The following is a 20,398-nucleotide window of genomic DNA, read 5'->3' as shown; positions in this document are numbered from 1 at the left end:
GTTCTCCGTTTCTTCCGTTCACCCGCCGACCGAGTTAGCTGACGGGTTCGGGCCGGAAGATCAGCCCTACCCCTCCCCGCGAGCAGCGGAGGGGATTCACCCCGAGTACTACGTGTGGGTCCCCGGCTCACCGCTCCCGCAGACGGGAGAAGCGATTAGGCGGTAACCGTGCGGCTCCGACCCGGGGGTGGGGCGGAAACTCTCCGCTCGGTCTCGAAAAGATTACGAAACGGCATCGGTGAAGTCGACCGCCTTGCCGTGCGACCCGACCTTCTCGGCCCACCCCTGGAGGAATGCCGTCGCGGGGCAACGGTCCGATAACGGCGCGGTAACGGCCACTGTCCGGCGCGCCTCCGCTCGGGAGAGGCCCGGCGCCCGTTTCACCCGAGTTCCTTCCGGAAGAACCAGGTCAGGGCACGCTGACTCATCGACCGTCGACGAGGCGATGCGCCCGATTCGCCGGATTGTCGTTCCCGGAGGCCGATCGGTCTGTTCTCCGGTCTCCGTTTACCCTTCATCGAGCCGAAAAGAACGCAGTGTGATCCTCGTCTCCCCGTGCTCCGAACCCCGCTCCGAAGCCCGCTCGACGGCGTGTCGGTGACGCTTCCTAGGCTCTGCCGCATGACCTCGCCGCAACCATCCGCCCTCGGCGTGCAACTCGGTTTCGACGAGCTCGACACTCCGCTGCGCGAGACCACCTTCGTCGTCGTCGACCTCGAGACGACCGGCGGGAAGGCAGCCGAGGACGCCATCACAGAGATCGGCGCGGTGAAGATCCGCGGGGGCGAGGTGCTCGGCGAGTTCGCGACCCTCGTCGATCCGGGGCGACCCATCCCCCCGTACATCGTGCAGCTCACCGGCATCACCACCGCGATGGTCTATGCGGCGCCCAAGGTCGAGGAGGTGCTGCCCGCCTTCCTGGAATTCGCGTCCGGAGCGGTGCTCGTCGCACACAACGCCGGATTCGACGTCGGCTTCCTCGAGGCGGCCACGGCGCAGTGCGAACTCGCGTGGCCCCGCTTCCAGGTGCTGTGCACCGTCAAGCTGGCCCGCCGCGTCCTCGGACGCGACGAAGCGCCGTCGGTGAAGCTGTCCGCGCTGGCCGAACTGTTCCGGGTCTCCACCGTGCCCACCCACCGCGCCCTGGACGACGCACGCGCCACCGTGGACGTCCTGCACGCCCTCATCGAACGGGTCGGCAACCAGGGCGTCCACAGCCTCACCGAACTGCGCGACTATATGCCGGTGGTCACCGCCGAGCAGAGGGCCAAACGCGCACTCGCCGCGCATCTGCCGCGCAAACCGGGTGTCTACATGTTCCGCGGCCCGTCGGACGAGGTGCTGTACGTCGGCACGGCGGTCGACCTGCACCGGCGTGTCCGTACCTATTTCACGGGCTCCGAGACGCGACCGCGGTTGCGCGAGATGGTCGCGCTCACCACACGCATCGATCACGTCGAATGCGCCCACGGGCTCGAGGCCGGCGTCCGCGAACTCCGGTTGATCGCGGCCCACACCCCTCCCTACAACCGCCGGTCGAAATATCCGATGCGCGGTTGGTGGATCATCCTCACCGACGAGGCGTTCCCGCGCCTCGCCGTGAGCCGCACCCCCGGACCCGACTCGGTCGGCCCGTTCTCGGTGCGCGCCGACGCCGCGGATGTCGCGGCACTGCTCGCGGAGATGTGCGGTCTGCGCACGTGCACGCGCAGGATCGGCCGTACGGCCCGCCACGGCGACCGCTGCCCGCCCGTCGCGGTCGGGGGCTGCGCCGCAGCCGCCTTCGGGGTCCAGGACGCCTCCGCCTACGCAGCCCAGGTCGAGCGTGCGCGCGCGGTCGTCCGCGGAACCGCCGACGACGCCGTCGAATCGGCGCAGCAGCGACTCGACGCCCTCGTGCGCGACCAGCTGTTCGAGAACGCCGCCCGCCTCCGCGACCGCCTCGCCGCCGCCCTCGTCGCGCTGCGGCGCACGCAACGCCTCGCGGCGCTGGCGGCCGTCGACGAACTCGTCGCCGCGCGACCGCGGGCCGAGGGCGGGTGGGAGTTCGCCGTCGTGCGCGCCGGTCGTCTCGCGTCCGCCGGAGTGGCACCGCGCGGTGTGCGCCCGATGCCCGTCGTCGAGGCGATCGTCGCCGCGGCCGAGACGGTGCGGCCGTCACCCGGCCCGCTCCGGGGCGCGTCCCCGGAGGAGATCGGTCTGGTCGCACGTTGGCTCGACGGCGAGGGCATCCGCATCGTCCGGGCGAGCGAGGGCTGGTGCGAACCGACACGGGGTGCGGGCCGGTGGAGCACGTGGGCCGAGCTCGCCCGCGACGCCCGCGCGGTCCGCAGGCTCCTCTCCGCCGACGACCCGCACCGCTTAGGCTGATGCAATCCCCGAGGAAGGTTGAAGGAGACCCCATGATCAACGCGATCGTCCTGATCGATGCCGAGGCGAACCGTATCCCCGAGACCGCGCAAGCGGTGGCCGACCTCGACGGTGTCGACACGGTGTACTCCTGCGCGGGCGACGTCGACCTCGTGGCCGTGGTCCGGGTCCGCGACCACGAGAAGATCGCGGAGGTCGTCACCCGGGGCATCAACAAGATCGACGGCGTGACGAAGACCGTCACCCACATCGCATTCCAGTCGTACTCGAGCGCCGACGTCGAGGCCGGTTTCNCCCCGCAGCACCACCGACGACCGCCGGGCCCGCACCGATGCAGTGCGGGCCCGTCGTTCGTGTGTCCTTATTCTTCTCCGGTCATTTGTGTCCGGAACCGGCACCCAGCCGCGTGGTGACCTCGGCCCACTGCTCCAGGACGGCCGTGGCCCGGCCGCTGTCGATCGCCTCTGCCGCCGTCTCGAGCCCGGCCGTGAGGGCATCCTCGAGAACGCCGTCGACGCCCCGGAAAGCCGCGATTGCCCCGGCGGCGTTGAGGAGCACGGCATCGCGCACCGGCCCTGTCTCCCCCGCCAGCATCGCCCGCGCGATCGCCGCGTTCTCCGTGGCGTCGCCTCCGCGGAGTGCCTCGAGCGGAACCCGTTCGATACCGAGATCGCGCGGATCGAGCGTCACGACCCGGACCTCGCCGCCGTGGACGACGTGCACGCGCGAGGTCGTGGAGGTGGTCAGTTCGTCGAGACCGTCGTCGCCTCGGACGACGAGCGCCGAATTGCCGCGCTGCGCGAGCACACCGGCGACGGTCGGGACGAGCGGTTCGAAGGCGCACCCGATCAGGCCGGCGCTCGGGCGGGCCGGATTGGTGAGCGGGCCGAGGACGTTGAAGACCGTCGGGATGCCGATCTGCTTGCGCGGTGCGGCCGCGAAACGCAGCGCCGGGTGGTAGACCGGCGCGAAGCAGAATCCGATCCCGGCCTCGGCGACCGAGCGGGCCACCTCGTCGGGTCCGAGATCGATGTGCACTCCGAGCGCTTCGAGCACGTCGGCGCCGCCGCTCTTGGACGAGGCGGCGCGGTTGCCGTGTTTGACCACGCGAATACCCGCTGCGGCGACGACCAGCGAGGCCATCGTGGAGATGTTGACGGTGTTCGCCCGGTCGCCACCGGTGCCCACGACGTCGACCACGTCACCGTCGACCGGGACCAACCGGGCGTAGTCGAGCATCGTGTCGGCGAGTGCCCGCACCTCCTCGGGTGTCTCGCCCTTCATCTTCAGAGCGACACCGAAGGCCGCGATCTGAGCGGGAGTGGCGTTGTCGGAGAAGATCTCGCTCATCGCCCATCGCGCCTCCGCGGCGGACAGGTTCTGCCCGGCCGTGAGCACTCCCAGGACGGAGGGCCAGTTCTGCGTCACCTCGTCCGCGTCTCGCGTCGCGTTCATCGCACCTGCCCTCGCCGCATCTCGCTCCTCACCGGGCACCGGCGTGCCCTCCGACCGGTCAGCTTAGCCAGCGGAATCCTGCGGTTGCAGAGCGTCCCATCCCACGGCCGTTCCACCGAGCCGCTGGGCAAGCGAGGCCATGCGCGACTTCTCCTGCGCACAGTGCAGTGCATCGAGGACCTGCACGCGCTGCAGGATCACCGAGGCGCCCGCGACGGCCGCGGCTGGGACGTTCCCGTCGCCGGTCCCGGCCACGACGTAGCCGTCCTGCCCGGCCAGTTCCGCCGCCCGGTCCACCCTGTCGGCGGGCAGGGCGAGGTGGTGCCGCAGAACCGCCTCGTCCTCGGCCTGCCACACAGGTGTCGCCTCGGCGGCACGCTCGAGCGCCGTCGAACACGCCTCCGCGTCGTCGAAGGACGAGACGACCACGACCAGGTCGGGCCGGTTCGCGTCGAGCGGTTCGCTGCGCCGACCGATCAGGGACCGCAGCCACCCCCGAACACCCTTTCCGGTACTCATGTCACCACGATCGCACGTGACCTCCGCGACCCTCCGAAATGTCCCGTGTGACACCCCTCCGAGCACCCGCCACCGAGTGCCCACCTGGAGAAATACAGGTCCGGGACCTGCACGGACGCGCCGATTTCGGCCCCGATTGCCCAAGACGTACTACGACGGGTCATACTAGCCAGCGTGACGAGCGCAGTAGGGACTTCAGGATCTGCAATCACACAGCGCGTGCACTCGTTGAACCGGCCCAACCTGGTCAGCGTCGGCACCATCGTGTGGTTGTCCAGTGAGCTCATGTTTTTCGCAGGGCTCTTCGCCATGTACTTCGTGGCACGGGCACAGGCCCCGGAGGGCATGTGGCCGCCCCCGCCCACCCACTTGAACCTGTGGTTGGCGGTACCGATCACCATGGTGCTGATCGCTTCTTCCTTCACCTGCCAGCTGGGCGTCTTCGCCGCCGAGCGCGGCGACGTCTTCGGCCTGCGACGGTGGTACATCATCACCCTCGGCATGGGCACCTTCTTCGTGCTCGGTCAGGGCTACGAGTACATCACCCTGGTGAAGGACGGCACGACCATCCCCGGCAGCGTGTACGGCTCGGTGTTCTACATGACCACCGGTTTCCACGGCCTGCACGTCATCGGCGGCCTCATCGCATTCGTGTTCCTGCTGTTCCGCACGAAGGTCAGCAAGTTCACGCCTGCGCAGGCCACTGCGGCCATCGTCGTTTCGTATTACTGGCACTTCGTCGACATCGTTTGGATCGCGCTGTTTGCCACGATTTATTTCATCCGTTAGCCAGCTGAACGCCCAGGCAGCCCCCTGACGTCCAGTCCGTCCCGACATAAAAAAAGGGATACAGATGAGTTCATCCCCACCTCTCGCCTCCGAGGGTGACATGCCCGGTCGATCCTCTGCAGCCGATGCTGCGAAGTCCCGCCGCCAGCGCAAGATGCGCCGGCGCGTCACCGGAGCGTTGGTCCTTGCGCTCGGTCTCCTCAGCGCAGGCTTCATCGCCTCCGCACTGACACCTGCCCCGCAGGTGGCTACAGCGCAGGACGACCAGAGCGCTCTGATCCGCGAGGGTCAGCAGCTCTACGAGACCTCCTGCGTGACCTGCCACGGTGTCAATCTTCAGGGCGTCCAGGACCGCGGTCCCAGCCTCATCGGTGTCGGCGAGGCCGCCGTCTACTTCCAGGTCTCCTCGGGCCGCATGCCGATGATGCGCAACGAGGCCCAGGCCCTCCGCAAGGACCCGAAGTTCGACGCTGCGCAGACCGACGCGCTCGGCGCGTACATCCAGGCCAACGGTGGAGGCCCGACGGTCATCCGCGACGAGAACGGCGAGATCGCCCAGTCGTCACTGCGCGGCAACGACATCGGACGCGGTTCGGAGCTCTTCCGCCAGAACTGCGCGTCCTGCCACAACTTCACCGGACGCGGCGGCGCGCTCTCGTCCGGCAAGTTCGCACCGAACCTGGATCCGGCCAACGAGCAGCAGATCTACACCGCGATGCTCACCGGCCCCCAGAACATGCCGAAGTTCTCCGATCGTCAGCTGACGGTCGAGGAGAAGAAGGACATCATCGCGTACATCAAGTCCGCCAGTGAGACGAGAGACCCGGGTGGCTACGGGCTCGGCGGCTTCGGCCCCGGTGCCGAAGGGCCGACCATGTGGGTCGTCGGCATGGTCGCCGTCGTCGGCGCTGCACTGTGGATCGGAGCAAGGTCATGAGTGGCGGCGAAACGCCGAACAAGCACACGGTCGAAGATCTCGACCGGATGAGCCGGGACGATCTCGTCACGCTCGGCACGAACCTCGACGGCGTCGACGTCGCGTTCCGCAAGGATCGCTGGCCCGTCGAAGGCACGCGTGCCGAGAAGCGGGCCGAGCGCAACGTCGCTTTCTGGTTCGCCCTCGCGGGCATCGCGGGTGTCGCGTTCATCGCGATCTACCTGTTCTGGCCATGGGAGTACCAGGGCATCGGCGACGAGAACTACGGCTGGTACAGCCTCTACACCCCGATGCTCGGACTGACCCTGGGTCTGTCCATCCTCGGCATCGGCGTGGGCGCGGTGCAGTTCACCAAGAAGTTCATCCCCGAGGAGGTGTCGATCCAGGATCGGCACGACGGCGGCTCGCCCGAGGTCGATCGCAAGACGATCGTCGCCGAGCTCTCCGACTCGCTCGAGACGTCCACCCTGCCGCGCCGTAAGCTGATCAAGCGCACCGCGATCTTCGGTGGTGGCGCGCTCGGCCTCGGTCTGATCATGCCGCTCGGCGGCCTGATCAAGAATCCGTGGGCCGAGGGTGACCAGTCGTCGCTGTGGGTGTCGGGCTGGACTCCGCGCTACCCCGGCGAGACCATCTACCTGCGTCGCGACACCGGCCGCCCCCAGGACATCGTCCTGGTGCGCCCGGAGGACCTCGACGCCGGCGGTATGGAGACGGTGTTCCCGTTCCGCGAGTCCGATCGCGGTGACGACCACGCTCTGCTGCAGAGCCTGCGCGGCATCCGCAACGCCGTCATGCTCATCCGCCTGCGCACCGAGGACACCGAGCGTGTCGTCAAGCGCAAGGGCCAGGAGAGCTTCAACTACGGCGACTACTTCGCGTACTCGAAGATCTGCACGCACCTCGGCTGCCCGACCTCGCTCTACGAGCAGCAGACGCACCGCATCCTGTGCCCGTGCCACCAGTCGCAGTTCGATGCGCTGGAGTACGGCAAGCCGATTTTCGGTCCCGCTGCTCGCGCACTGCCGCAGCTTCCGATTACAGTGAACGAAGAGGGCTTCCTGGTCGCCAACGGTGACTTCATCGAGGCACTCGGCCCGGCATTCTGGGAGCGTCGCCCGTGAGTACTGCAACCCCGTCCCGCGCCGCACAGATCGGCGAGAATCTCGATTCTCGCTACCACCTGTCCGCGGGCATCCGCCGCCAGATCAACAAGGTGTTCCCCACCCACTGGTCCTTCCTCCTGGGTGAGATCGCGCTCTACAGCTTCGTCATCCTGTTGATCTCGGGTATCTTCCTCACCCTGTTCTTCGACCCCTCGATGGCGCACGTCATCTACGAGGGCGTCTACACGCCGCTGCGCGGTGTGGGTATGTCCCGCGCCTACGAGACGACCCTGAACCTCTCCTTCGAGGTCCGCGGTGGTCTGTTCGTGCGACAGATCCACCACTGGGCAGCACTGATGTTCGCAGCGTCGATCGTCGTCCACCTGCTGCGCGTGTTCTTCACCGGTGCGTTCCGGCGTCCGCGTGAGGCCAACTGGGTGATCGGCTCGCTGCTGCTCATCCTGGCGATGTTCGAAGGCTTCTTCGGTTACTCCCTCCCCGACGACCTGCTCTCGGGCACCGGCCTCCGCGCCGCGTTCTCGGGCATCACGCTCTCGATCCCGATCATCGGTTCGTGGATGCACTGGGCGATCTTCGGTGGCGACTTCCCGGGTGAGCTGATCATCCCGCGCTTCTACGTCCTGCACGTGCTGCTCGTCCCGGGCATCATCCTGGCCCTGATCGCCGCGCACCTCGCGCTGGTCTGGTACCAGAAGCACACGCAGTTCCCCGGCCCCGGCCGCACGGAGCAGAACGTCGTCGGCGTTCGTATCCTCCCGGTCTTCGCCGTCAAGTCGGGTGCTTTCTTCGCGATGACCTTCGCGGTGCTCGCCCTGATGTCCGGCCTGCTGCAGATCAACCCGGTCTGGAACATCGGCCCGTACAACCCGTCGCAGGTGTCCGCCGGCTCGCAGCCCGACATCTACATGATGTGGACGGACGGCATGGCCCGTATCTGGCCCGCCTGGGAGCTGTACCTGTTCGGCCGGTACACGATCCCGCAGCCGTTCTGGATCGCGCTGATCATGGGCCTGGTGTTCGTCGTGCTCACGGTCTACCCGTGGATCGAGAAGAAGTTCACGAAGGACGACGCACACCACAACCTGCTGCAGCGTCCGCGCGACGTGCCGGTCCGCACCGGCATCGGGTTCATGGCCCTGGCGTTCTACGCCGTCGCCACGATCATGTGTGTCAACGACATCATCGCGTACAAGTTCGACATCTCGATCAACGCGACGACCTGGATGGGCCGCATCGGTCTCGTCCTGCTCCCGCCGCTCGCCTACTACATCGCGTACCGGTTCTGCCTGGGTCTGCAGCGCAGCGACCGTCAGGTGCTCGAGCACGGCATCGAGACGGGCATCGTCCGTCGCCTGCCGACCGGCGAGTACATCGAGATCCACCAGCCGCTCGGCCCGGTGGACGAGCACGGCCACCCGATCCCGCTGGAGTACCAGGCCGCCCCGGTTCCGAAGCGGATGAACAAGCTCGGCACCGCCGGCAAGCCCGGCTCCGGCAGCTGGTGGAGCCCGGACCCGGCCGACGAGGCCGCCGCTCTCGAGGCCGCCCACCACGAGGCCGAGCTCGAGCTGCGGAACACGCTCCGCGAGTACCAGGAGCGCGTCCACGGCAACGGAGACGGCGCAGCCCAGCTGCCCGACAAGTCGCAGCACTGATCCGCANAACGGGGCCCCGGACCATCACGGTCCGGGGCCCCGTTCGTCGTTCGGGGGTTCTCCCATCCCCCACCGGATATCGTCCGGAGCGTACGTCTTGACCTTGACACTGTGACAAGCGCTCGAATGGGTCGTGAAGGAGGTGCCTCCCATGCGCACACATCAGGACCCGTCCACCCGCCTCGTCGAGGCCCTGTCCACCCGCCTCGTCGAGGCCCTGTCCGCCGACGACGCCTCCGTGCGTCTGCGCGCCGCACTCGAGTCGGGTACCGCACCCGATCCCGAAACGGTGACCGCTCTCGTCGACCGGTGCGCGGTGGAGCCGGACTTCTTCGTCCGCGACATGCTGACCTGGGCGCTGTGCCGTCTGCCGGCCGGGGTGACCGTGCCGCGTCTGCTCGCCGAGCTCGGTTCGGATGTCTCACAGGCACGCAGTCAGGCCCTGCACACGTTGTCGAAGATCGGCGATCCCGTCGCATGGCCGAAGGTTTCGGGGATGCTCCACGACGAGCACGACGAGGTGGCACGCAGCGCGTGGCGCGCGGCGGTCGCTCTCGTGCCACCGGGCTCGGAAAGCGGCCTCGCTGCGGCTCTCGGCGCCGAACTGGGCCGCGGCGACCGCGACCTACAACTGAGCCTCGGTCGCGCTCTCGCGGCACTCGACGAGGCCGCGGCGCCGGTCCTGGACACGGCGATGAACAGCCCCGACCCGCGCGTCCGCGCTCACGCGGAGGCCACCGAACGGATCCGCGTCGACCCCGACAGCGCGTTCGTCCTCTCTGTGGAGTCGGCGAAACGCGTCGCCGCACTCGGCGCGGACGGTATCCGGGAGTGAGCCGGTGCTGATCGGTGAGGTCTCGCGGCGCTCCGGTGTCAGCAGCCGCATGCTGCGGCACTACGACCGCCTGGGGCTGGTCACGCCGACTGGCCGTACCTCGGGCGGCTACCGCGAGTACACCGAGGACGACCTCAGGAGGCTCTTCCACGTGGAGAGTCTCCGGAGTCTCGGCCTGTCTCTGAACGAGGTCGGACGTGCGCTGGGGGAACCCGATTTCGCTCCGGCGGATCTGGTGCAGGAGCTGATCCGGCACACGCGCGAACGGATCGCCGCCGAGACCGAACTCCTCGCTCGTCTCGAAGGCGTCGACTCGGCCTCCCCCAGCGGCTGGGACGACGTCCTGCGCCTCGTCGCGCTGTTGCGCGCGTTCGAATCCGATTCCGGCTCCCGCCGCCAGCAGGCGATCCTGTCCCAGGACGAGGACACGACGCTGCCGGTCGCAGCGCTGGTCCGGGCGGCGCTGTCAGAGGAGGATCCGTTCGTCGCCGGCGCGCTGCGCTGGTCGCTCGCCCGAGCAGCGGAGGCATTCGACGCTGCGCTGCCGGCACTCGCGGAGGGCCTTCACTCCGACGAGGTGCCGGTGCGGCGACGGGCGATCGCGACACTCGCGGAACTCCGTGTGCCCGAATCGACGAGGCTCCTGGAGGGGGCCCTCGACGACGCCGATCCCAAAGCACGTTCCACGGCGGCTCTGACGCTCGGGGCGCGAGGGGTGGACGTGGCCGTCCCCGTGCTCGTAGAGATGATCGTGGAGGGCCGGTCGGACGTCGAGGCCGCCGAGGTACTCGGCCTGCTCGCAGATCGGCCGCTGTCGTCCGCCGAGATCGTGCGGTTGCTGCAGCACGCGCTCGGCGGCTCGGACGATGCCGGTGTCCGGCTACGTCTCACGCAGGCACTCGCGGAGATCCCCGGGTCGGCCGCCGACGACGCGCTCGAGGCTCTGACCGACGATCCGAATCGTACGGTTGCAGCGACCGCGAGGGTCGTCCTCACCACGCGTCGGGCTCCCTGAAGAACTGAACCTCGAGAACGACGACGGAAACGACGACGGAAACGACGCAGGCGCCGCACCCGAAGGTGCGGCGCCCGTGTGGTCGAGGGTACCGGCTCAGTGCTTCTCGGGTCCGATGTGGTACTCGAACACCAGGCCGGCTGCTGCCGCGATGATGAGCGCGACCGCGAGGACGATCATCCACGGCTGGTAGAAGGCCAGTGCGATGGCGGCGAACGCTGCTGCGCCGGCGAGCAGGATCGGCCAATAGCTACCCGCACTGAAGAAACCGAGGTCGCCCGCACCGTCGCTGATCTCGGCGTCCTCGTAGTCCTCGGGACGGGTGTCGAGACGACGAGCAACGAAGCGGAAGTACGTTCCGACGATCAGGGTCAGACCGGCGGAGAGGACGATGGCCGTGAGGCCGGCCCATTCGATGCCCTTGTCCGAGAGCCCGGTGAACACGCCGTACACGATGGCGACGAGCACGAAGAACACCGTCACGACCTCGAAGAGCTTGGCTTCGATCTTCATATCAGCACTTGTCCTTGTCGGAGGGGGTGGCCGTCACTCGCCTGCGGCGACGGTCGCCGACCGATCCGTGCGGTCGGTCTTGAACGGAGTCGTCGAGGTCGCGATCGGGCTCTGGCCGATGGCTTCGAGCGCACGAGCGTTCGACAGGCCTTCGCCGCCGTCCTCGACCGGCTTGCGGAGCTCGATGTACCGGGCGAAGTCCTCCGGGCTGACCGCGCGGACCTCGAAGTTCATCATCGCGTGGTAGGTGCCGCACATCTCGGCGCAGCGGCCGACGAACGCGCCCTCACGCTCGATCTCGGAGATCTGGAAGACCGGATCGGAGTTGTTCTCACGCGGGTTCGGGTTCACGTCGCGCTTGAACAGGAACTCCGGCACCCAGAAGGCGTGGATGACGTCGGAGGACGCCAGCTGGAACTCGATGCGCTTCCCGGTGGGAAGAACGAGCACCGGAATCTCTTCGCTGGTGCCGATCGTCTCGATCTTGTCGTAGTGCAGGTAGGACAGGTCCTCGGCGGGCTTGCCGTGGATCGCTCCCGGAGCCTCGTGCTCCTCACCCGATTCACCGTGCGCGGTGGACGGGTCGAACGGCTCCTGTGCGACTGCCGCCTCGGCGACCTCGTCGATACCGTTGTAAGGGGCCGTGCCGTCCTGCAGATCGATCGTCCGGTAGCCGAACTTCCAGTTCCACTGGAACGCCGTCACGTCGACCACGACGTTCGGGTTGTCTTCCTTCTCCAGGACGTAGTTCTGCACCACGACCGTGAAGTAGAAGAGGACACACACGGCGACGAACGGCGCCGCGGTGTAAGCCAGCTCGAGCGGCACGTTGTATGCCGTCTGACGCGGGAACTCCGGATCGTCCTTCCGACGCCGGTAGGCAATGATCACCCAGAAGGTGAGTGCCCACACGAGAATTCCCATGACGAGGGCGGCGACAACCGACCACGTCCACAGTTCACGCATACGCTCGGCCTGAGGAGTGATGCCCTCCGGCCAGCCGAAACGAAGGATTTCTTCGCTCGAGCACCCGGTCAGCACCAAGGCTGCAATGCCGAGTGATGCTGCGAGCCCGAACCGCCGAAGGATCCGACCTTGCGCCACGTTCACGCCTTCCTGATCGCCGCAATTCCACTAGGGCACACCCGGAGGGCCGGCCCAATTACTACGCAGCGTAGACCAAACCCGGGCGCTATCCATCGCCGGGGCACGAAGAAAGTGTCGGACTGGGCGTTTCGACCGGAAGACCCGGCTCGTGACGTCGGTTTTCTCCTGTCGGGCGAGTGATCGTCGGTGGCGTCCGGGCGCGGCTGCCCGATGTCGACCGTCTGCGGCATACTTCGGTAGAACCAACGCCGGACCCCGAGTGGTAGTTCCCGGTGTCATGCGCGGTGCGGTGTCCCGCGCTGGGCACCCACCGGGGTTCTTCGCGACACCCCCGACCGGAATGAGGTAACCCACGCGTGTGCGGATTGCTCGGGTTTCTGACCACTGACGGCACCAGCGACGACGCCGTCGCGAAGGTGGACTCCGCGATGCACTGCCTGCGCCATCGCGGCCCCGACGAGCACGGCACCTGGCACGACGCCGACCTCGTCTTCGGATTCAACCGGTTGTCGATCATCGACATCGCGCACTCGCACCAGCCGCTGCGCTGGGGCCCGCCGGAGCAGCCCGACCGCTACGCGCTGACCTTCAACGGTGAGATCTACAACTATCTCGAACTGCGCAAGGAGCTCACCGAGACGTTCGGTACCTCCTTCGCGACCGAGGGCGACAGCGAGGCGATCGTCGCGGCCTACCACCACTGGGGAGTGCGCGCGGTCCAGCGCCTGCGGGGTATGTTCGCCTTCGCGATCTGGGACACGCACACCCGCGAGCTGTTCGTCGCTCGCGACCCGTTCGGCATCAAGCCGCTGTTCCTCGCGACCGGCACCGGCGGTACCGCCTTCGGCAGCGAGAAGAAGAGTCTGCTGGAGCTCGCCGACGTGATCGGCATCGACACCGAGCTCGATCCTCGTGCGATCGAGCACTACACGGTGCTGCAGTACGTTCCCGAGCCCGAGACGCTGCACCGGCGGATCCGCCGCCTCGAGTCGGGCTGCTACGCGCGTATCACGCCCGGCGCCGAGCCGGAGATCACGCGATACTTCCATCCCACCTTCCCGGTCCGGCCGTTCGCGGCGGGCCGCGAACAGGATCGTTACCGCGAGATCGCCGAGGCCCTCGAGGACTCGGTGGCCAAGCACATGCGCGCCGACGTGACCGTCGGGTCGTTCCTCTCGGGTGGCATCGATTCGACGGCCATCGCCGCGCTGGCGATGCGCCACAACCCGAAGCTCATCACCTTCACCGCGGGTTTCGAGCGGGAGGGTTACTCCGAGGTCGACGTCGCCGCAGAGTCGGCGGCCGCGATCGGTGCCCGGCACGTGGTGCGGGTGGTCTCCCCCAGCGAGTTCGCCGCGGCGATCCCCGAGATCATCTGGTACCTCGACGACCCTGTGGCCGACCCGGCGCTCGTGCCGCTGTGGTTCATCGCCCGGGAGGCCCGCAAGCACGTCAAGGTCGTGCTGTCGGGTGAGGGCGCCGACGAGCTGTTCGGCGGTTACACGATCTACCGCGAGCCGCTGTCGCTGCGTCCGTTCGAGTTCCTGCCGCCGGCGCTGCGCCGGGCTGCCGGGAAGCTTTCGGAGCGCATCCCCGAGGGCACCCGAGGCAAGAGCCTGCTGCACCGTGGCTCGATGACGCTCGAGGAGCGCTACTACGGCAACGCCCGCAGCTTCAACGACGCGCAGCTGCGCTCGGTGCTGCGCGACTTCCGTCCGGAATGGACGCACCAGGACGTCACCGCCCCGATCTACGCGCAGTCTGCCGGCTGGGATCCGGTGGCACGGATGCAGCATCTCGACCTGTTCACGTGGCTGCGCGGCGACATCCTCGTCAAGGCCGACAAGATGACGATGGCCAACTCGCTCGAGCTGCGCGTGCCGTTCCTGGACTCCGAGGTGTTCCGGGTGGCGTCGCAGGTTCCGCTGGACCAGAAGATCACGAAACAGACGACGAAGTATGCGCTGCGGCAGGCGCTGGAGGGCATCGTCCCGCCACACGTGCTGCACCGCGCGAAGCTGGGCTTCCCGGTGCCGCTGCGGCACTGGCTGGCCGGCACGGAGCTGTTCGACTGGGCGCACGAGGTGATCGCCGAGTCGCAGACCGATCACCTGCTCGACAAGGGCGCGGTGGCGAAGATGCTCGACGAGCACCGGACCGGCCCGATCGATCACAGCCGTCGTCTGTGGACGGTGCTGTGCTTCATGGTCTGGCACGGCATCTTCGTGGAGAAGCGCATCGTGCCGCAGATCCAGGAGCCGGCCTACCCGGTCGAGATCTGATCACCCGACCCGTACGCGACGGCCGCGAACATCCCCAGGGATGTTCGCGGCCGTCGCGTTTCCAGGATCGGGTGTTCCGCCGCTCAGGCGCCGAGAATCGCGCCGATCTCGTCGGCGGCGGCGGTGCCGTAGGCGTCGGCGAGACGCTTGAGGGCGTCGGTGCGGTCGAAGTTCCACTCCTGCGTGCCGGTGGTCTCGAGGACGTGCACCGCGACCAGCGAGCCCAGCTGCGCGGCCCGTTCGATGCTCAGACCGGAGCGGTGTCCGAGCAGGAAGCCGGCGCGGAAGGCGTCGCCCACACCGGTGGGGTCGACCTTTGCGCGCTCGGGCACCACACCGACCTGCACCTGGTTGCCGTCGCGGTCGACGATCATCGCGCCGTCACCGCCGAGGGTGGTGATGCGCATGCCGACCTTCGTCTGCACCTCGTCCTCGGTGAGACCGGTCTTCTGCAGCAGCAGTCCCCACTCGTACTCGTTGGTGAACAGGTACTCGGCGCCGTCGATGAGCTGCTCGGCCTGCTGTCCGTCCAGGCGGGCGAGCTGCTGGGACGGGTCGGCGACGAACGGGACGCCGAGCCGGCGGCACTCCTCGGTGTGCCGGATCATCGCGTCGGGATCGTTGGCGCCGACGAGCACGAGGTCGACGCTGTGCTTGCTCACCACGTCGGCGATGGAGATCTCGCGGGCCTCGGACATCGCACCGGGGTAGAACGAGGCGATCTGCGCCATGTCCAGGTCGGTAGTGCACACGAAGCGGGCGGTGTGGGCGGTCTGCGAGATCCGCACCGACGAGCAGTCGACCCCGTGGTCCTCGAGCCAGGTGCGGTACTCGGTGAAGTCGGCGCCGACGGCGCCGACGAGCACCGGCGTTCCGCCCAGGACACCCATCGCGAAGGCGATGTTGCCGCCCACTCCGCCGCGCCGGACGACGAGGTCGTCGACGAGGAAGCTCAGGGAGATGTGCGCGAGCTGGTCGGCGAGCAGCTGCTCGGCGAACCGGCCGGGAAAGCGCATGAGGTGGTCGGTGGCGATGGAGCCGGTCACGGCGATAGTCACGTGGCTGAGCCTTTCCGCGGATGTCGATGGTGTGGCTGCTCACACGGAGAGCCGGAGCGGTCCCACGGTACTACCGCGGAAACGACGGAACCCCGGCGCCGTGAAGCGCCGGGGTTCCGAGGTGCGTTCTCGGTTCAGTTGAACGAGTCGCCGCAGGCGCACGACCCCGTGGCATTCGGGTTGTCGATGGTGAAGCCCTGCTTCTCGATGGTGTCGACGAAGTCGATCGACGCACCCTCGACGTACGGCGCGCTCATCCGGTCGACGGCGAGCGTCACACCGGCGAATTCTTTCGTGAGGTCGCCGTCCAGCGTGCGGTCGTCGAAGAACAGCTGGTACCGCAGACCGGCACAGCCTCCGGGCTGCACGGCGATACGCAGTGCGAGGTCGTCGCGGCCCTCCTGATCGAGCAGTGCCTTCGCCTTCGCAGCGGCGGCCTCGGTCAGGATGACGCCGTGAGTATCGGTCTCTTGCTGCACAGTCATGGGCGCTCCCTGTCGTTCGTGTCGAAACCCGATGGTTCAACGGTACCGCGCCGGAATCTATTCCTCGTGGACGAGTTGCGCCGAGCGTGGTATGGCGTGCGGAATTTCCCGCTTCTCTCCACTATCCCATAGCCTGGTGGTGTGAAGTTGCTACGCCGCGGTGGTTCCGACGACTCCGCCGATCACCAGGTTCCTGCGACCGAGGACTCCCCGGCCGCGACTCCCGACGATTCCGCGTCCGCGAAGGCGACGACCGGTAAGGGGCGTCCGACGCCCAAACGGCGCGACGCCGAGAACCGTCGTCGCGGTCCCGTCGCCCCCGCTCCCCTGACTGCGAAGGAAGCCCGCGAGCGCCGCAAGGCCGCGCGCAAGTCGCAGAGCAAGGAGGAGCGCAAGGCGGCCGCCGCGCAGCGTCGCGCCGACGCGTCCGAGCGTCGCAACCGGATGCTCGCGGGCGAGGAGAAGTACCTGCTCCCCCGCGACCGCGGCCCGGTGCGCGCCTACGTGCGCGACATCGTCGACAGCCGGCGCAATCTCGTCGGCCTGTTCATGCCGCTCGCGCTCGTGCTCATCATGTCGATGTTCCTCGGGCCGGTGGTGCAGCAGTACGTCACGCTCGCGATGTTCGTGATGATGTTCCTGATGATCATCGAGGGCATCTATCTCGGGCGAATGGTCAACAAGAAGGTGCGCGAGCGCTTCCCCGATTCGACCGACGGTGGCTTCGGCCTCGGCTGGTACGCCTTCGTGCGCGCCTCCCAGATCAAGAAGCTGCGTGCACCGCTCCCCCGGGTCGGCCCGGGGGACGCCGTCTGACCTCCCGGCGACCTCAGTTGTGAGGCGCCCCGCACACCACCGGCGGTAGCTCCGGATCTCGGCCGCGGCCTGCACGTCCTGCGACATGCGGTGCCGCGGCCGAGTCGTCCGTGCGTGCCGCTCCCAGTGGAGTCGCCAGGGCGCGCGCCGGACCCAGGCCGGCGCGGTAGCGGTCCGCCGGCGGAGCACCTCGAGACCGATGACCAGGGTGGACAGGACCAGGACGGTGACTGTGAGTTCGATCATGTCTCGATCCTCCGACCGAATCCGATCGCCGAGAAGTGGCAGTGATGACGCATAGCATCGGATTTCTGCCAGAGCGGGCGGTTGATAGCGTTCTCGCGTGAAGATCCGTCCGAGAGGTGACCTGTGACCAGCGGTTCCGATTCCCCCGCCGACGTCGAGTTCCCGCGCGTCGACCCACCCGATCTCGAAGCACGCGTCGCCGCCGAGGAACGCCAGCGGGATCTGACGAAACCCGCCCGCTCACTCGGACGGCTCGAGGAACTCGGGTGCTGGGTCGCCGCCTGTCAGGGCGAGGTCCCGCCCCATCCCTTCCGCCGACCGCGGGTCGTGGTCTTCGCAGGTGACCACGGCGTCGCGCGCAACGGGGTCTCGGCCTATCCGCCGGAGGTCACCGCGCAGATGGTGGCGAACCTGTCCGCGGGTGGCGCCGCCGTGAACGTGCTCGCCGCCGCCGCGGGCGCAGGAGTGCGGGTCGTCGACATGGCAGTCGAGAGCGACACCTCCCCCGAGGTGTCCGAGTTCAAGATCCGTCACTCGAGCGGCAGCATCGACCGCGAGGACGCGCTCACGCACGACGAGACGGTCCGCGCGATCGAGGCCGGCCGTGCGCTCGCCGACCGCGAGGTCGACGAAGGCGCCGATCTCCTCGTCGCGGGCGATATGGGGATCGGGAACACCACTCCTGCAACCGTTCTCATCGCCATCCTCACCTCTACCGAACCCGTGGCCGCGGTCGGCCGCGGCACCGGCGTCGACGACGCGGGGTGGATGCGCAAGGTCACCGCGATCCGCGACGCCATGTGGCGGGCGCGGCCCCACGTACGCAATCCCGTCGCCCTGCTGCGCACCGCCGGTGGCGCGGACTTCGCTGCGATGGCGGGATTCCTCGCGCAGGCCGCGGTCCGCCGGACGCCGGTGATCCTCGACGGCGTCGTCGTCACCGCTGCTGCGATGGTCGCCGAGGAACTCGCACCCGGCGCGGCACGCTGGTGGGTGTCCGGTCACCGGTCGGCCGAACCCGCCCACACCATCGCGCTGCGTCATCTCCGGCTCGAACCGATCGTCGACCTCGGTATGCGCCTCGGCGAGGGATCGGGAGCCGTGACGGCGCTGCCGGTGCTGCAAGGTGCGGTCGCGATTCTCGCGCAGATGGCCACCTTCTCCGAAGCGGGCGTGAGCACCCGCGACGAGAGCGCCCCGGCAAACGCCGACTGATGATCCGCGCCTGGCTCGGCGGGGTCGCGCTGGCCCTGTCGTGGTTGACGGTCCTGCCCGCGCGAGGCCCGACGGAGATCGACCGGACGGTCGCCGGACGTGCGATCTCCGTGGCGCCGATCGCCGGTGCCGTACTCGCCGCCGCGGCCACCGCCGTCTGCCTGATCGGTTCCGCCGTCGGGACGCCACCACTGGTGACGGGCCTGGTGTGTGTCGGGGTGCTGGCGGTCGGCACCCGCGGAATGCACGTCGACGGCCTGAGTGACACCGCCGACGGTCTCGGCTGCTACGGCCCGCCCGAGCGGGCGCGCGAGGTGATGCACAGCGGCGGCGCGGGTCCCTTCGGTGTGGCGGCGCTCGTCGTCGTCCTCGGTCTGCAGGCCGCCTCGTTCGGTGCGCTCGTCGACACCGACGCGTGGGGGGCGGTCGGGTTCGCGGTCTTCTCCGGACGTGTGGCCGTGGTCGTCGCGTGCCGGCGCGGTGTCCCGGCAGCGCCCGGCAGCGGCTTCGGCTCGCTCGTGGCGGGGACGCAGGGTGTCGTGCCGATCACGGTGTGGACGGTGGCCGCGGTGGCACTGTCGCTCGTGTGCCTGCCCGGTCCGCTCTGGGCGGGACCGCTCGTCGTCACGGTGGTGCTGGTCGCCTCGGTGCTTTTCGCCCGTCACTGCGTCGCGCGCTTCGGCGGCATGAACGGCGACGTGCTCGGCGCGGTCACCGAGGGCACGGTCTCTGCCGTCGCGGTGGCTGCGGCGGCCTTGTTCTAGATCGCACTGCGTCCGGAAACGACGAAGGGGTGCTGCCGGAAATCCGGCAACACCCCTTCGCGTTCGTGGCTACGTCACTTGCGCAGCGTCGTCATCCATCCGTGGGTGTCGGCGAAGGTACCGCGCTGGATGCCGGTCAGGGTGTCGCGCAGGGCCATCGTGATGGGGCCGGGCTCGCCGTCGGCGATGGTGAACTCGCCGTCCTTGTCCTTGACGCTGCCGACCGGCGTGATGACCGCGGCGGTACCGCACGCGAACACCTCGGTGATCTCACCGCTGCCGGCCTTCTCGCGCCACTCGTCGGTGCTGATGCGTCGCTCCTCGACCGAGAGACCGGAGTCCTCGGCGAGGGTGAGCAGCGAGTCGCGGGTGATGCCGGGGAGCAGCGAGCCGGACAGCTCCGGGGTGACCAGACGCGCGTCGGCACCCGACCCGTACACGAAGTACAGGTTCATGCCGCCCATCTCCTCGACGTACTTGCGCTCGATCGCGTCGAGCCAGACCACCTGGTCGCAGCCCTGCTCGGCAGCGTGCGCCTGCGCGACGAGCGAAGCCGCGTAGTTGCCGGCGAACTTCGCGGCGCCCGTGCCGCCCGGGGAGGCGCGCACGTACTCGCGGGAGAGCCACACGTTGACCGGCTTCACGCCGCGCGGGAAGTAGGCACCCGCCGGGGACGCGATGACGAGGAACTTGTACTCCTTCGCGGGCCGCACGCCGAGAGCCGGCTCGGTCGCGAAGGCGAAGGGACGCAGGTAGAGCGAATCCTCGCCGCCGGCGGCGGGAACCCACTCGTTGTCGACCTCGACCAGCTCGGTGATCGCCTTCACGAACAGCTCCGGCGGCAGGTACGGCATCGCGAGCCGCTCCGCGGACCGGTTCATGCGCGCGGCATTGGCGGTCACGCGGAACGACGCGATGCTGCCGTCGGCCTGCCGGTAGGCCTTGAGACCCTCGAAGATCGCCTGCCCGTAGTGCAGGACCATCGCGGCCGGGTCCAGGGATATCGGGGTGTACGGCTCGACTTTCGCGTCGTGCCAACCGATCCCGCCGGTGTAAGTGATCGACACCATGTGATCGGTGAAGTACTGCCCGAAACCGGGATTCGACAGAACCTCCTGGCGCCGCTCCGCAGAGCTCGGTGAAGGATGCTGGACGCGGGCGAATTCGAGGACACCTGTCATGGAGGACAATGGTACAACCGCCTGCAGAA

General features: G+C 68.4%; 18 protein-coding genes, 1 pseudogene and 1 riboswitch. Of the genes and pseudogenes, 12 read left to right on the top strand and 7 right to left on the bottom strand.

Annotation, left to right across the window (positions count from 1 at the left end):
- Nucleotides 1–7: 7 nt before the first annotated feature.
- Nucleotides 8–172, bottom strand: a riboswitch (cyclic di-AMP (ydaO/yuaA leader).
- A 449-nt stretch (nt 173–621) separates the two neighbouring features.
- Entirely contained in the window at nt 622–2,370 is a 1,749-nt protein-coding gene (locus tag QR64_RS10825; RefSeq protein ID WP_033097588.1) for a DEDD exonuclease domain-containing protein, read from the top strand.
- A 32-nt stretch (nt 2,371–2,402) separates the two neighbouring features.
- A pseudogene (locus tag QR64_RS10820) lies at nt 2,403–2,663 on the top strand (Lrp/AsnC family transcriptional regulator); the annotation flags it as partial.
- Nucleotides 2,664–2,745: 82 nt separating this feature from the next.
- On the opposite strand, the gene trpD reads toward QR64_RS10820, so the two are convergent.
- On the bottom strand, nt 2,746–3,825 hold the full coding sequence (gene trpD, locus QR64_RS10815; protein WP_019289774.1) for an anthranilate phosphoribosyltransferase: 1,080 nt from the start codon (nt 3,823–3,825) through the stop codon (nt 2,746–2,748).
- 63 nt (nt 3,826–3,888) lie between these two features.
- Nucleotides 3,889–4,344, bottom strand: coding sequence for a hypothetical protein (locus tag QR64_RS10810; protein ID WP_039585175.1), 456 nt, complete (start codon nt 4,342–4,344; stop codon nt 3,889–3,891).
- 174 nt (nt 4,345–4,518) lie between these two features.
- On the opposite strand from QR64_RS10810, the gene QR64_RS10805 reads away from it, so the two are divergent.
- From QR64_RS10805 to QR64_RS10780, 6 genes are all read left to right on the top strand, one after another.
- Entirely contained in the window at nt 4,519–5,133 is a 615-nt protein-coding gene (locus tag QR64_RS10805) for a heme-copper oxidase subunit III (RefSeq protein WP_006550008.1), read from the top strand.
- A 100-nt stretch (nt 5,134–5,233) separates the two neighbouring features.
- The gene (locus QR64_RS10800; RefSeq protein ID WP_183079267.1) at nt 5,234–6,070 is read left to right on the top strand and encodes a c-type cytochrome; all 837 of its coding nucleotides are present in this window, start codon (nt 5,234–5,236) and stop codon (nt 6,068–6,070) included.
- A complete protein-coding gene (locus QR64_RS10795; protein WP_006550010.1) occupies nt 6,067–7,194 on the top strand; it encodes a ubiquinol-cytochrome c reductase iron-sulfur subunit in 1,128 nt (375 codons plus the stop codon). The genes QR64_RS10800 and QR64_RS10795 overlap by 4 nt, the downstream gene beginning before the upstream one ends.
- Nucleotides 7,191–8,852: a cytochrome b gene (locus QR64_RS10790; protein ID WP_024101297.1), complete on the top strand. Its 1,662-nt coding sequence runs from the start codon at nt 7,191–7,193 to the stop codon at nt 8,850–8,852. The genes QR64_RS10795 and QR64_RS10790 overlap by 4 nt, the downstream gene beginning before the upstream one ends.
- A gap of 151 nt (nt 8,853–9,003) precedes the next feature.
- Nucleotides 9,004–9,687 carry a HEAT repeat domain-containing protein gene (locus QR64_RS10785; RefSeq protein ID WP_052040080.1) on the top strand — a complete coding sequence of 228 codons (684 nt, stop codon included), beginning with the start codon at nt 9,004–9,006 and terminating at the stop codon, nt 9,685–9,687.
- Nucleotides 9,688–9,691: 4 nt separating this feature from the next.
- Entirely contained in the window at nt 9,692–10,702 is a 1,011-nt protein-coding gene (locus QR64_RS10780) for a MerR family transcriptional regulator (RefSeq protein WP_039585174.1), read from the top strand.
- Between the two features lie 96 nt (nt 10,703–10,798).
- On the opposite strand, the gene QR64_RS10775 is transcribed toward QR64_RS10780, so the two are convergent.
- Nucleotides 10,799–11,215, bottom strand: coding sequence for a cytochrome c oxidase subunit 4 (locus QR64_RS10775; protein ID WP_006554396.1), 417 nt, complete (start codon nt 11,213–11,215; stop codon nt 10,799–10,801).
- A 33-nt stretch (nt 11,216–11,248) separates the two neighbouring features.
- On the bottom strand, nt 11,249–12,325 hold the full coding sequence (locus QR64_RS10770; RefSeq protein ID WP_006554397.1) for a cytochrome c oxidase subunit II: 1,077 nt from the start codon (nt 12,323–12,325) through the stop codon (nt 11,249–11,251).
- Between the two features lie 353 nt (nt 12,326–12,678).
- Between QR64_RS10770 and asnB the strand changes: the two genes are divergently transcribed.
- Nucleotides 12,679–14,604: an asparagine synthase (glutamine-hydrolyzing) gene (asnB, locus tag QR64_RS10765; RefSeq protein WP_006554398.1), complete on the top strand. Its 1,926-nt coding sequence runs from the start codon at nt 12,679–12,681 to the stop codon at nt 14,602–14,604.
- Nucleotides 14,605–14,687: 83 nt separating this feature from the next.
- Here the strand turns inward: asnB and QR64_RS10760 are convergent, their stop codons facing one another.
- Both QR64_RS10760 and QR64_RS10755 read right to left on the bottom strand, forming a co-directional pair.
- Complete coding sequence (locus tag QR64_RS10760) at nt 14,688–15,662, bottom strand: carbohydrate kinase family protein (protein WP_039585173.1); 975 nt, start codon at nt 15,660–15,662, stop codon at nt 14,688–14,690.
- A 134-nt stretch (nt 15,663–15,796) separates the two neighbouring features.
- Complete coding sequence (locus QR64_RS10755; protein WP_006554400.1) at nt 15,797–16,147, bottom strand: HesB/IscA family protein; 351 nt, start codon at nt 16,145–16,147, stop codon at nt 15,797–15,799.
- Nucleotides 16,148–16,288: 141 nt separating this feature from the next.
- Between QR64_RS10755 and QR64_RS10750 the strand changes: the two genes are divergently transcribed.
- From QR64_RS10750 to QR64_RS10740, 3 genes are all read left to right on the top strand, one after another.
- Nucleotides 16,289–16,963, top strand: a complete 675-nt coding sequence (locus QR64_RS10750; RefSeq protein WP_016693856.1) for a DUF3043 domain-containing protein — start codon at nt 16,289–16,291, stop codon at nt 16,961–16,963.
- 369 nt (nt 16,964–17,332) lie between these two features.
- Nucleotides 17,333–18,424, top strand: a complete 1,092-nt coding sequence (gene cobT / locus QR64_RS10745; protein ID WP_006554402.1) for a nicotinate-nucleotide--dimethylbenzimidazole phosphoribosyltransferase — start codon at nt 17,333–17,335, stop codon at nt 18,422–18,424.
- Nucleotides 18,424–19,188, top strand: a complete 765-nt coding sequence (locus QR64_RS10740; protein ID WP_039585172.1) for an adenosylcobinamide-GDP ribazoletransferase — start codon at nt 18,424–18,426, stop codon at nt 19,186–19,188. Before cobT ends, QR64_RS10740 begins: the two co-directional genes overlap by 1 nt.
- A 74-nt stretch (nt 19,189–19,262) precedes the next feature.
- On the opposite strand, the gene QR64_RS10735 is transcribed toward QR64_RS10740, so the two are convergent.
- Nucleotides 19,263–20,369: a branched-chain amino acid aminotransferase gene (locus tag QR64_RS10735; protein ID WP_039585171.1), complete on the bottom strand. Its 1,107-nt coding sequence runs from the start codon at nt 20,367–20,369 to the stop codon at nt 19,263–19,265.
- Nucleotides 20,370–20,398: the final 29 nt, after the last annotated feature.

Source organism: Rhodococcus sp. Chr-9 (assembly GCF_000801125.1).
Lineage (GTDB): Bacteria > Actinomycetota > Actinomycetes > Mycobacteriales > Mycobacteriaceae > Rhodococcus > Rhodococcus pyridinivorans.
Note: the sequence above shows the minus strand (reverse complement) of the source record. Positions and strands in the feature narration are given on the sequence as shown.

Coding starts and splice junctions, on each gene's coding strand:
- QR64_RS10825 (WP_033097588.1), top strand. CDS start 622: ATGACCTCGCCGCAACCATCCGCCCTCGGCGTGCAACTCGGTTTCGAC.
- trpD (WP_019289774.1), bottom strand. CDS start 3,825: ATGAACGCGACGCGAGACGCGGACGAGGTGACGCAGAACTGGCCCTCC.
- QR64_RS10810 (WP_039585175.1), bottom strand. CDS start 4,344: ATGAGTACCGGAAAGGGTGTTCGGGGGTGGCTGCGGTCCCTGATCGGT.
- QR64_RS10800 (WP_183079267.1), top strand. CDS start 5,234: ATGCCCGGTCGATCCTCTGCAGCCGATGCTGCGAAGTCCCGCCGCCAG.
- QR64_RS10795 (WP_006550010.1), top strand. CDS start 6,067: ATGAGTGGCGGCGAAACGCCGAACAAGCACACGGTCGAAGATCTCGAC.
- QR64_RS10785 (WP_052040080.1), top strand. CDS start 9,004: ATGCGCACACATCAGGACCCGTCCACCCGCCTCGTCGAGGCCCTGTCC.
- QR64_RS10775 (WP_006554396.1), bottom strand. CDS start 11,215: ATGAAGATCGAAGCCAAGCTCTTCGAGGTCGTGACGGTGTTCTTCGTG.
- QR64_RS10755 (WP_006554400.1), bottom strand. CDS start 16,147: ATGACTGTGCAGCAAGAGACCGATACTCACGGCGTCATCCTGACCGAG.
- QR64_RS10740 (WP_039585172.1), top strand. CDS start 18,424: ATGATCCGCGCCTGGCTCGGCGGGGTCGCGCTGGCCCTGTCGTGGTTG.
- QR64_RS10735 (WP_039585171.1), bottom strand. CDS start 20,369: ATGACAGGTGTCCTCGAATTCGCCCGCGTCCAGCATCCTTCACCGAGC.